This is a genomic window from Methanobrevibacter sp., from assembly GCF_030539555.1.
In the GTDB taxonomy this organism is placed as follows: Archaea; Methanobacteriota; Methanobacteria; order Methanobacteriales; family Methanobacteriaceae; genus Methanocatella.
Genome location: NZ_JAUNXX010000045.1, coordinates 1 through 12,027 on the forward strand (window position 1 = coordinate 1; position 12,027 = coordinate 12,027).

Consider the following 12,027-nt stretch of genomic DNA (forward strand, 5'->3'; position numbering starts at 1 on the left):
CTTCCCAGTCGTCTTCGTAGTCGTCTGAATCATCATCCGAATCGTCATCAGACATTTTTATAATCTCTGTATTTTGACTATCATCGCTTGTAATTGAGTCTATAGAGTCAATGGTTCCATCATTAATTGAAACAGTATCGTCAACGCTATCTGTTGCACTGACTGCAGAAATAGCAAGTAAACTTACAAGAATGATAGCTATTAACATTACCCTTTTATTAAACATGTTTGTTAATATGTCTATCATCAATATTAAATCTGTTAAAGAAAAAGCTTTAATTGGTAAAATGAATTTAAAAAAATAAAAAAAGAGGAATGAATCCTCCCAGATTTTTTCAATCTAGTTCGGTTCATTTCCTAAGTCAACAACGTATTTGCTTTTCATGTATTTGCTGTCACCGGCAAATATTAGGGTTACTGTACCTGGTCTTCCACCGTCGAGTGTTACTGATTCACCTGAAGTACATGTGGCTGTAGCTCCATCGGAGTGTTTTAAAGTAATTGTCTTGTGTAATACGTTTCCGCTTTTATCTTTAAGGATCGGAGTGATTGTTACACTGTAGGTGTGGGTGTGGAATTGGTACTGGTTGTACCAGTATGCGGTTGCATGGAATACCAAACCAGGCTCGTAGTCAAGGGATGTTGGAATCTTGTTTGAAATTTTGATTTTACTGTCTTTGGTAGCAGCAAAGGTGTATGCACTGCCTCTTGCGAGGATTACGACCTTGTGGGTACCTTTAGCAAAGTATTGTGTGTCGATTTTTACAAGACCTTTTTCATCGGTTCTGTCAGTGTAGATTTTGTATGATTTTCCGGTAAATACTTTAATGATTACAGTAACGCCTTTCATTGCTTTTCCGGTTTCTTTGTTTTTGACTTTGACTTTGAATTTATCTTCGACCTTGTATGCGTTTGTTACTTCAGGAGCGGATATTTTTAAAGTGGCCTTTGTAATTTTAATCAAACTGATTTTAGCGGATCCGACATAGTGTTTTGGATCTTTTGAGAATATTAGAACCTTATGGTTTCCGATTGCTAGGGCAGATGCATCAACGCTTGCAAATCCGTCGCATTTGGTTGCAAGATTGACGGTCTTATAGGTTCTTCCGCTAAATATTCTTAACATTAATTTTGCGCCTGATACAGGTTTTTTGGTTTTGGTATCAATAACTTTCACTTTGAATTCTTTTCCTGAGTTGAAGCTGGTAAGCAATTTAACAGGAGTTATTGTGATTGGTGCTTTGAGAATTTTAACGGTTTTTTTAGCAGCTTTTGCCTTATATGCGGTTCCGGTAAGGCTTGCGCTTACAATGTATTTTTTAGGGTCATATTTCATTGTGTATTTTGCAACGCCTTTGGAATTTGTTGTAACTCCAACTGTTTTTCCGTTTGAAAATTTGAGTTTGACCTTTTTGTTGGCAACTGCCTTTTTGGTAACGGAATTTTTCACGACAACTTTCAAGTTGGCGTTTTTGTAGTAGTAGCTGGTCTGTGAGACCTTTATGGTTGCCGGAACATTTGAAAGTGTGATGCTTTTTTGAGTTGTGTAAGTCAATAAAGTTGTACCTTCGTGTTCTATGTATTCGGAAACTCTAGTGCCGCTATACCAGAAGCCGGCCAGCAGTTTGAAACTGGTTGCTTTGGCCGGAATTTGATAGGTTGCTATTCCGTTTGCATTTGTTGTTACTTTTGTAGCTTTATTGTTGTAACTGGTCATTATACCTAAATTGACGCCGCTTATTGGGTTTCCATAATTATCGGTCAATTTAACTTTAACTGTTCTTTCACCGTATTTTTTAGGAGTTTTGGTAAATTTAATGTCTGCTCTGGAGTAATCATAGGTGTCATAGTCGAAATATTCGGTATGGTCATCGCCCCAGTAGTAGTCGGTACCGTCATCCATTTCAAGTTTTTCATCGTTTTGGCTATCGTCCATTGCAAGTATATCTTCATTTTGGCTTTCATCAACTGCAAGTGAATCTGCCGCATCCACAGCTTCATCAACAACTGAAACTTCATCTGTAACGTTGTCTGCCGCACTAACGGCTGAAACTGCAAGAAAACTTACAAGTATTATAGCTATCAACATTAGCTTTTTATTAATCATAATAATTTATATGTTGGATAATTAATTTAAGTCAATTAAAGAAAATGCTTTCATTATGATTTTAAAAAAAATAAGTGGGTACTCTAGAAGTATTGAGTACCGCTTGTAGGATTCAGGCCGATGCCTTGGGTGTTCAGGAGATTGCCTGATGTGTCATATACTCTTACTGTAGCGTAATCCGGATATTTTGAGTATGCATCTGCACTTGCAATGCTTACGTATCCGTCGCTTTTGATGGTTGCGTCAACAAGATTGCCGTGGTTCAGATTGACGCCGTCACGTGAGTATATGATTCTGACCTTGACGCTTTCACCGGCATGTTCCTTTCCAAGATAGATTTTGGCATATGTTTTGTCATCAAGTCCGCTTCCTGTTGTAAATGATCCTCCTCCTATATAGATGTCTTCGCCTTTGTTTGCAACCTTTTGTGTGGTTGTCTCCACATTGTATTGGCTTTTATTTGTCGCATTTTGTGTGGTTGTTTCCACATTGTATTGGCTTTTATTTGTCGCTTTTTGTGTGGTTGTTTCCACATTGGCGGTCTTGTTTGTGGTTTTTGTTTTGTCCGGTGTCTTTAATAGCACTGTTTTATTCAGGGTCTTGTTGGTTTTTGTAGTGTTGTTTACAGGTTTTTTCAATACGAGCTTGCTTGTGTCCTTGAGCTTGGCGGATTTTGCCATTTCCTGAATCAGGGTCAGGTTGTATCCTGAAACGATGATGTCGACGTCGTTGATGTTTCTTACAACCTTATATAATCTGTTCATTGTATTTTGTGAGGAGTATATTTTTAAATCATCCTCTTGGGAGACCAGCTTCATGTCTGCAGGAATCAGACTGTCCGTGTATCCTTTGGATATTGCAACGGCATCGGTTTCGTTTGAAAAGTTGCCTTTATTTTGCCATTGGACTTTTCCTTTTCCTATTTCAATTTGATTGTTCTTGATTTGGAAGTTTGATCCGTCAGGCACCTTCATTTCAAAGTATCCGAAATTGTGATTTGTCAAAGTGAGATTTAGCTTAACCGGAACTTCCTCTGAAGGATGGGGTGCAAAGGCGATAACTCCGGCCAAAACGACAATGACAATTGCTATGAATGCGATGATTAATTTTCTGTCTGTGTTCACGTTAACACCTCTGTTATTAATTATTATTGTAGGGTTGTTTTATATAATTTTTTAGGGGGTGTTGTCATCATCATGAAAAATTGTTCCCGCAATGTAATTGTTTTGATAGTTAAATATCAGTTTAAGGTGTAAATGATGTGTGAAAACATTTTCAACATATTTCATTATTTTAATATTATTTAATTAATTCCATTTTTTATCAATTCTTATCACCGTAAAGTTTATATGGGATGTTTTTTTCACGATAATTTTACTAAGTGGCTTCAACAAGCTTTAAATTCCATATTGAACAATATAATTATAGTTAAAAAGCCTTCAAAAATATGTAGGGGGTAGATAAATATGTTGTTTAATATATTTAACCGATATTTATTTGCTAATTGTAGCAGTTTTTCCATACGCTGTTATGGTGTTCCCTCATTTCATCTCTTGGGTGGTGAAAATTGTGGAAATAATTATATTCATGATTTTGACATATAGTTTTAATATTATTTCAATTATTAAAGCTATTAATGTTATTGTTGGTTGAAGATTATTTCTCATGTTTCACCTCCGATTTAGGCAATTAAATATTTCTCAAAATATCGAAGATAGTCATTTGAAAACGTTAATGTTTTCGTGGAGGCTTTTTCCCTTAGATGCCCACTATTTAATTGCCATTTTTAAAAAATAATTAAGTTTATATATTGCATTCCATAAATTATTACATAGAATTTTACTTTTTAAGTAAACTTCTGAGAGATGAAATTTATTTAATGTCTGTATGGAATATTGTAGAGTTCAACTCTGCAATAAGGCATTAAATTAAAACTTTTTTTAATAATTTAGCAAGTTTTTAACCATTGTTTATTAAAATAGAAAGTTATATAAATATCAGTTTTTCCGTATGAAAGCATTTTCTTTATTTAAGTTATATTTTAAAAACATACATGTATATCATGTTAAATAAGAAATTAATTTTCGCCCTATCATATTGATAGTGGCCATCTCGGCGGTTAGTGCAGCCGATTTCAATGTAACCGATGATATATGTGTCAATGGTGATGTGGGGTCGATTTTACAAAACGATTCTGCATATGAAATCAGTGTAGTTGGTACTTCTGCAGATGATGCATTGGCAAGCGGGTAAACAGTTTATTTCGATGCATCAGTAGCCAGTGATGGCATAGGTAAACAATCAAGTCCTTATAAATGTCAATTTTTCCGTTAAATTTATATATTATGCAACCCATAATTTACCTAACGAACGATAGGTTGTTAATGATGAATACAAAAGAAAAAATATTTGAAGTATCCCTAGATTTGTTTTCAAAAAAAGGATATGATTCCGTTTCCTTAAGGGAAATTGCAGAGGAAGTTGGAATAAAGAAAAGTTCAATATACAGTCATTATCCATCAAAGGAAGCAATATTGATGGACATATTTGATTATTTCACTGGAAGGTTTGACATTGGCGATGAGGATATTCAGCTAAACGAAAACAATCCTCTTTTGGAAAATCCCGAAATATTCTATCACAAGGGTTCTGAAGCCATCAAAAACATGATTTTTGAAAAGAAAAACCTTAAGATTTTCAAGCTGATATTAATCCAGATGCATCACAGTGAAACAATCCGGTCGTTTTTTGAAAACGAAATATTGACCGTGCCTTTGGAATTTTGGAAAGGACTCTTTTCAATTTTAAAACAAAAAGGAGTTATTAAAAAGGATTCAAACCCTGAACTTTTGGCTAAGCAGTACTACAGCTTTCCAATCTATCTGCTGCTCGAGATGTGTTCAAAATATGATGATATTCCTCAGGAAGTGTTGGAGGACTTCTTTGACCAGGCAGAACAGCATGCAAAATTCCTGTTTGACAGCGTGAAGGTGAAATAATGGAAGACAAATTCAATATACAGGACTATTTGGCAAATGGCGTGGAATACATCACCAAAGAGGCCATCCGCACATCAATCAAAAATCCTAAAGAGACAATGTTCCTGCTTAAGTTTGCAAGAAATGCAAAAAAATCAACTAAAATCAGACAGGAATATGCAAAAAAAGATCAAAACATTCCCGCTTTTCTAATTGCAAGCGTTACAAGCAGCTGCAACCTTCACTGCAGCGGATGCTATTCACGGGCCAACAGTTCATGCAGTGATGATGAGCCTGTAGCTCAGCTTTCAGGAAATGATTGGAAGGACATATTCGCACAGGCAAAAGCAATAGGCATTAGCTTCATTGTCCTTGCAGGTGGAGAACCCCTGCTTAGAGAGGACATTATTCAAAAAGCCACAGACTTTCCCGAAATTCTCTTTCCAATATTTACGAATGGGACTATGATAGATGATGAATATCTGAAGTTATTCGACGATAACAGAAATCTCGTTCCAATCATCTCAATGGAAGGAAACGAGCAGGTAACCGATTCCAGACGTGGAGAGGGAATATATAAAAATGTAATGAATACAATGGATGCAATGAGGAAAAAGAATATTATCTTTGGCTCATCATTGACTTTCACCAAAAACAATGTATCTTCACTTGTTTCAAATGAATACATTGACATGCTGCATGATATGGGTTGTAAGGTGGTGTTTTTCATAGAATACGTTCCTGTTAATCCGGAAACTGTTAATATGGCTCCGAGTGATGAAGAAAGAGAAATTCTGCTTGAAAACATTGACCGCTTAAGGAAGGAATATGATGACATGCTGTTTATGTCATTTCCGGGAGATGAAAAGGGCTCCGGAGGATGTCTTGCTGCCGGAAGGGGATTTTTCCATATCAATTCCCACGGCGGTGCAGAGCCATGTCCCGCTTCACCATACTCTGATATCAATGTGAAGGATACATCTATTCTTGAAGCATTGAACTCAAAGCTATTCAAATCACTTAGGGATGGCGGCATATTGATGGGTGAGCACGAAGGGGGATGTGTTCTTTTTGAACACCAGAGTGAGGTTGAAAAATTATTGGAAAACTAAATTGCTGATTGCAGCAGTTTTCACATGGAATTTTGTTTTTTAACTGAAAATATTCATTTGCCGAATATTCGGCACATTTTAAAAAATAAGAAAATGGCAAAAAGCCGTTGGGCTTTTCACCTATCCTTTATACGGGTTGGAAGCGGTATAAGCCACTCCATTAACGTATAATGTATGGGAACCGTATACGATGGTTCCGTAATTTGTCAAGCTTGTAACATGGCTGTTTCCGGTCAGTGTCCAGGTGGAACCTGATTTTACTGTAACCTTGGTTGTACCATAGGAGCTTGACGGGTTGATGCAACCTGAATACTTACTTTTTGTCAAACTTAAAGTCAAAGTACTGATTTTATCAACGATTATTTTTCCGGTCAGTTTCTGGTTAATGGCATTGAATATTACCTTACCACCGTTGGATCCGCTTGTACCCCATTGGCTTTGGCCTGCAGCCTTAAGCAATATTCCGCTTCCGAATTTCAATGAAGTGTTTTTCAAAGTGATTTTCGCCTGAGTGTTGGTTACGAAAAACATCGGAGCGCTTTTATAATAGGAGCTTGCTGATGATACGCTGAGTTTGGAGTTGGTAGCAGTAAACTTGCTGACACCTGAAGCGGCATCCCCACTCATACTCTGATATAGGAAAACGCCGCATGAATCCACATATGACCCGCTGACATAACGGTTACCTTTACCGTATCCGACCAGATTACAGCTGTTTAAGGTAATGCTGTTTTTACCTTCGATACATGCAATCTGGCTCACGTAACTGGTACCTGTACATTTGGTTGCAGTGATTGTACCTGTTGAATAGATACAAGGACTTCCGGATCCGCTTTTCTGACCGACTCCGGTATTCAATACGCAGTTGGTTGCAGTTACTGTACCTTCACCACGGTCTGTAGCCAGTGCTGCACAGCTTCCTCCACGGGTATTGATTGTCACGTTTTTAGCAATAATCTTTCCTCCGTAGGTAGCATCAAGACCACGGGACTTGTCCTTGTAGGTGTTGATTACCACATTGGTCAGGTATGCAGTAGCGCCTGAAGACTGTGAGTTCAGGTTGGAAACGAATACTGCGTTTGCGCCTTTTGCATTTGTAGTGATTGAAGTGTCGCTAAGGTACAGTGTACTTTTTGATGTCACAAGGACTGCAGCGTTGGTTCCGTAAAAGTCGGAGTTTTCTGAGTATGCGCTTGACACGTCACCGGTTTTTATGATCTTACCGTTGGTGAAAGTAAGCTTGCCTCCGTTTTTCACAAGAACGGTGTTCTTGTTGGACGCTGAGTATGTGTATATTTTTCCTTTTATGGTCTTTGTGCCTGTAGCCACAAGCTGGCCGCTTACAACATTAGTTTTAACAACTATTTTAGCTGTTTTTGAAGTTGATTTGTGTGCTGTGTCACCTGCAAAAGCCAGCCTTAAAACATAAGTCTTCGCAGCCAATCCGATTTTTAATTTGGCTGCTCCGGCGGAATTTGTTGTTCTTGTATATTTCTTTCCGTTGATTGTTAATGTCACAGTCTTTTTAGCAAGAGCTCCGTATGAGTCTTTAAGATAAACCACAAGATAGTTTCCCTTTATGATTGTAGTTTTGCTTATCTTGAAGGTGGATGCCCTCTGATAGACCTTGACTGTGCTAGTCTTTGAGACGGCAGCATATCCGTCTTTTGATTTAAAGATTGTCTGAACATTATATGTGTTTGCAGCCATTGTCATCTGAAGTTTGGCAACTCCTTTTGAGTCGGTTGTTCGGGTATAAGTCTTGCCGTTGACTTTAAAAATCACGGACTGACCTGCCAGAGCATTTCCTGATGCGTCGGTCAGGGTCACTGAATAGTAGTTTCCCCTAAGGATTTTAGCGTCCTTGGCCACAACTTTGGTTGAAATTTCATATACTTTAATGCTGAATGTTTCATTTGCCGGGGAATATGTTGAATCGCCCAGGTAAAACATGTTGACGGTATAGTTTCCAGCGTTCATGTTCATCTTGAGGCTGGCAACTCCCTTGTCGTTTGTTGTTCTTGTATAGTTTGTGCTGCCTATGTTGAAAATCACTGTTTGATTTGCTAATGCATTTCCTGAAACGTCGCTTAAGGTAGCACTCATTGAATCTGTCTTAAGAACTTTTGTGTTTTCTACAGAAAAAGTCGTATTAATGCTGTCGGATGCATTTTCCGCATCCCCTTTACTTTGATCTTCAGAATCTGAAGATAAAACATCAGAAGAATTGTATGAGATAGTATTTTCACTATAAGAATTGGAACTGTCTTCGATAGTATCACTTGCATCATTATCCGATAATTCGTATATGTTATCATCCGATGTCTGAATACCTATTGATGTGTCATTCGCATCACTTGCAGATATTGCGCTCATGCTTATGATGAGTGCGGTCACTGCGATGAAAACCAACATCAATTTTTTTGACATAAATTTCACCTCAATACATTAAAAAAGTTAAAAAAATAATATTTTTTTTTAATCATTGATTTTCTCTTAGAACCGACTAAGATTAGTGTCTGTTTTTCCCCAATTCGGAAAAATTCTTTTTTAATGTTGCTTAATCATAAGATTTGATAGTATTTAAATGTTTGCCTAAAAAAAATTAAAATCAAAAGATTAATTGAACTTAAAATCGCCTTTAAATAATCGAAAACTCTTCAAATCCATTGATTGAAAATGAAATTTTTTAATATTCGAATAGATTTGCTGATATCTTCTAGATATTGGAATAATTAAATTTAAATAAATAAAATTAAAAACGATTAAATAACGCTTTATTAAACTAAACGGGCATAAATCAGAACTATTTATAAAAAATTCTACTAAATCAGAACTTATAAATTAAAATATTGTTGTTTAATGTTTATTTAATCAAAAAAAGTCATAAACAGAGTTTTTGATATCCGTTGTGGGAAAGTGTTAAATCGCCAGACTTGATTTGAAAAAAACCCGCATAAATGCAGATAAAATAATTGAATATAAACTTGTTTTAAAGAAAATTGCGAATTTTAAGGCATTGTTTTAAAAAATGAAGGATTTTAATTCGAAATAAAAATAATGCCCTTTTTCGTATGGAATTGGTGCATTTAGCATACATTATTGATACCCTGAAAACACTCCTTCGGTGATGTAATTTGAAGTCATTCTGTAAAAAAAGTTGGGGAATTTTTTCCCCGAATTTGTGTTCGTCAGTCTAGAAGTGTTTAAGTGTTAAATGTATCATATGATTGTACGGTTTCTTTTTATTTTTGTCTAATTGCATATACTTTATATCCCAGTCATCATCTTCAGAGGATGGGAGATTAATGTAATCTTGAGTATCTGCCACATCTGCAGCATTGGCCTCTATTTTCCCGCATGTCGGAGCGGCATATGCAATATCTGATGTTGATATTTTTGAATAGCGTGCCTTAAATGCGTTTTGTGTGGAAAGATCTGCTTTTTTTGAAGTTTCAATATTCTTGCCTGTCTTTAACTGCACGTTTGTTTTTTCTATTTCAGCAGTTTTCAATTTGTCTTTGGTGAAGCTCACTTTCGCTTGTGTGCCTTTGTAAAAATCAGAATTATAGTTGCATTCGTTTTCATTGATTTCGATTGGTGATGTGGTGGTTTCTAAATTTTCGCCAGCGCTTACGGCTGCGATACCGGTTGCAAAAACCAGCAGTAACAGTATAAGAAATGTCGTTCTTTCTTTCATATTTTTTCTCTCCTTTAATTTTTTAGCCATTCATCTTAACGATTGTTAAAAGTCCTGGCGTAATATTACATTGTTCCTCATAGTATATAAATTATACAGTTTGATAATAAAAATATTTTTCAATCCCAATTTGTGAATATCTTCGATTTAATTATTGTTGAACTGTATATATTTTTTTAAAAAAATTGACAATTTGTATCTATAACATAGTTATGGTGGATATCTTCCAGAAAAATAACGCAAGTTATATTAAAATGGTGGACGGCGTTCACCTCATCGGATGGGACGGATATTTCAAATTCAAAAAAAAGAGGATAATGCACTTCACTGAAGCGCATTTCAAATCTATGTGACAGTTCCTTCAAAGTAAGTGCTGCTTGACGCATATTCTGTACTGTCATTGATTTTTGTAATCTCACCCTTCTCAACAACAACCTTCGCATTAGGGGAATTGTCAATAACCATTATGTCTCCTGCAGATATGAAATGTCCGTTCAGGACATAAGCGGTATCGGTTCTGTTGTATGTGCCGGGGGAAATGTCCTCTCCCACAATATATGTGCCCTCGCCGTAGGTCGGATGGTTAACTGAATTCATTACAGCATAGCCTCCGACTACTGCAACAAGCGCAACGATAACTATTATGGCTATCAGATTGTTTCTTTCCATATTTTCACCTCTTGTTAATTCTTTCTTTTGCATGCTATTTAAGTCGGATAAAGAAAAATGTTTATTCCGCTTCACCGGCGATTCAAAATGCAATCAGATTGGAGGTATCATACAGTGTGTTTTCAATGTCCTTGCCGTCCTTGTTCTTGCAGATGTTTCCGGAATACCTGTTTCCCTGATTTTGAAATTTCACAATTCCGTCACCAAACTTGGAATTTGTCGCAGAATCCCAGGCAGTTTTTGGCTTTGCCATATTGTATATCGCGCCGCCGGATTGTGCACGATTGTCCTTAAAACAGCTGTCATGGACAGAAACGGAAGACGCGAAGTCATTGTATATTGCTCCGCCCAGTTTTTCTGCATGATTACCTGTGAATGTACATTCCTTAATCTCGCATCTGCTTTTGTTATATATTGCTCCACCATATCTGGAACTGTTGTTTTCAAAAAGACACCCTGTGAAATATGAAATGCCATTAAGATGCAGTGTTCCATTATCTGAAAATCTGCAGTCATTGAATCTTGATGGGATGGCATGGATTTCGCCACAAGATTTGTTTTGGCTGAATTCACAGTCATCCAATTCAATCTTGCCACTTCCCTGCAATACGCTTCTGTTGTTTTTGAAATTGCAGCTTCTGATATTGAATTTGCCATTGGATAGGCTGATGCAGTGATTATCATCCTCAAATGTGGAGTCACAAATCTGCTGTTCGCCGCTTGAGGAAATTCCAATTTCATTGTTTTTGAAATTGCAGTTCACAACACTTCCATCACCCTCGATATTCTGGATTCCAATTCCATTACCTTCAAATCCGCATTCACGAATCTCAGTTTTACGATGAAGAATAACACCGATCTTATTGTTTTTAAATGTACAATCAGAAAGGTAACCTTCACCGAAAATGTTGATAGGCAATTCATTATCCTCAAAAATACAGTCACTGAATTTGACAGCGACGTTCTTTTCACCTTGAATCGAATACTTCTTGCCTTTGATGAAAGCATTTCTGAAAACGACATTCCTGAAATGAATGGAAGTCTTTGATGTCTTTAAAAGGAAAAATATTCCCTTTCCGGATGCGTCAATGGCATGTCCTTTTCCGTCGATGACTAAATCCTTTTTGATTTCAATTCCCTTTTTGAAATAGTCCTCTTCACCGTCTTCCAGAGTAATGTCAGAATCAAGAGTTATATCGTTTCCTGCATTCTGAATCAGATGGTTCAAATAAACGAAATTTCTCTTGTTCAGGTCAACTTCTACTTCATCCAGCTTGTCGCTTTTAAATCTGTCAAATAAACCCATATTACCACAGTAATACTTTATTTTGGATGTTATTTAAGTCATGTAAAGAAAAATCTTTCTAAAAAAATAGTGTAACGGTTGTCTTGCAGACGGTTATTTTATTTTGTTATTGTTTTACTTCAGATGGTTGTTGTTTTGCTTTATATTGTTGTGAT

The 12,027-nt window shown here is 36.5% G+C and carries 11 protein-coding genes; 4 read left to right on the forward strand and 7 right to left on the reverse strand.

Annotation, left to right across the window (positions count from 1 at the left end):
- From Q4Q55_RS07820 to Q4Q55_RS07830, 3 genes are all read right to left on the reverse strand, one after another.
- On the reverse strand, nucleotides 1-247 hold a 247-nt coding region (locus tag Q4Q55_RS07820), incomplete at its 3' end, for a hypothetical protein (protein WP_303372268.1).
- 93 nt (nucleotides 248-340) lie between these two features.
- On the reverse strand, nucleotides 341-2,107 hold the full coding sequence (locus Q4Q55_RS07825; RefSeq protein WP_303372269.1) for an Ig-like domain-containing protein: 1,767 nt from the start codon (nucleotides 2,105-2,107) through the stop codon (nucleotides 341-343).
- A gap of 83 nt (nucleotides 2,108-2,190) precedes the next feature.
- On the reverse strand, nucleotides 2,191-3,231 hold the full coding sequence (locus Q4Q55_RS07830) for a hypothetical protein (protein ID WP_303372270.1): 1,041 nt from the start codon (nucleotides 3,229-3,231) through the stop codon (nucleotides 2,191-2,193).
- A gap of 979 nt (nucleotides 3,232-4,210) precedes the next feature.
- On the opposite strand from Q4Q55_RS07830, the gene Q4Q55_RS07835 reads away from it, so the two are divergent.
- From Q4Q55_RS07835 to Q4Q55_RS07845, 3 genes are all read left to right on the forward strand, one after another.
- The gene (locus Q4Q55_RS07835; protein ID WP_303372271.1) at nucleotides 4,211-4,360 is read left to right on the forward strand and encodes a hypothetical protein; all 150 of its coding nucleotides are present in this window, start codon (nucleotides 4,211-4,213) and stop codon (nucleotides 4,358-4,360) included.
- Between the two features lie 134 nt (nucleotides 4,361-4,494).
- Nucleotides 4,495-5,106: a TetR/AcrR family transcriptional regulator gene (locus tag Q4Q55_RS07840; RefSeq protein ID WP_303372272.1), complete on the forward strand. Its 612-nt coding sequence runs from the start codon at nucleotides 4,495-4,497 to the stop codon at nucleotides 5,104-5,106.
- Nucleotides 5,106-6,197 carry a radical SAM/SPASM domain-containing protein gene (locus tag Q4Q55_RS07845; RefSeq protein WP_303372273.1) on the forward strand — a complete coding sequence of 364 codons (1,092 nt, stop codon included), beginning with the start codon at nucleotides 5,106-5,108 and terminating at the stop codon, nucleotides 6,195-6,197. Before Q4Q55_RS07840 ends, Q4Q55_RS07845 begins: the two co-directional genes overlap by 1 nt.
- A gap of 120 nt (nucleotides 6,198-6,317) precedes the next feature.
- On the opposite strand, the gene Q4Q55_RS07850 is transcribed toward Q4Q55_RS07845, so the two are convergent.
- Nucleotides 6,318-8,627, reverse strand: coding sequence for a hypothetical protein (locus tag Q4Q55_RS07850; RefSeq protein WP_303372274.1), 2,310 nt, complete (start codon nucleotides 8,625-8,627; stop codon nucleotides 6,318-6,320).
- 766 nt (nucleotides 8,628-9,393) lie between these two features.
- Nucleotides 9,394-9,897, reverse strand: coding sequence for a hypothetical protein (locus tag Q4Q55_RS07855; protein ID WP_303372275.1), 504 nt, complete (start codon nucleotides 9,895-9,897; stop codon nucleotides 9,394-9,396).
- A 185-nt stretch (nucleotides 9,898-10,082) separates the two neighbouring features.
- Here Q4Q55_RS07855 and Q4Q55_RS07860 point away from each other — a divergent pair, with 185 nt between their 5' ends.
- Complete coding sequence (locus Q4Q55_RS07860; protein WP_303372276.1) at nucleotides 10,083-10,250, forward strand: hypothetical protein; 168 nt, start codon at nucleotides 10,083-10,085, stop codon at nucleotides 10,248-10,250.
- Here the strand turns inward: Q4Q55_RS07860 and Q4Q55_RS07865 are convergent.
- Together Q4Q55_RS07865 and Q4Q55_RS07870 are read right to left on the reverse strand one after the other, a co-directional pair.
- Nucleotides 10,243-10,566, reverse strand: coding sequence for a hypothetical protein (locus Q4Q55_RS07865; RefSeq protein ID WP_303372277.1), 324 nt, complete (start codon nucleotides 10,564-10,566; stop codon nucleotides 10,243-10,245). The genes Q4Q55_RS07860 and Q4Q55_RS07865 overlap by 8 nt on opposite strands.
- An 82-nt stretch (nucleotides 10,567-10,648) precedes the next feature.
- Nucleotides 10,649-11,872: a hypothetical protein gene (locus Q4Q55_RS07870; protein WP_303372278.1), complete on the reverse strand. Its 1,224-nt coding sequence runs from the start codon at nucleotides 11,870-11,872 to the stop codon at nucleotides 10,649-10,651.
- Nucleotides 11,873-12,027 lie beyond the last annotated feature (155 nt).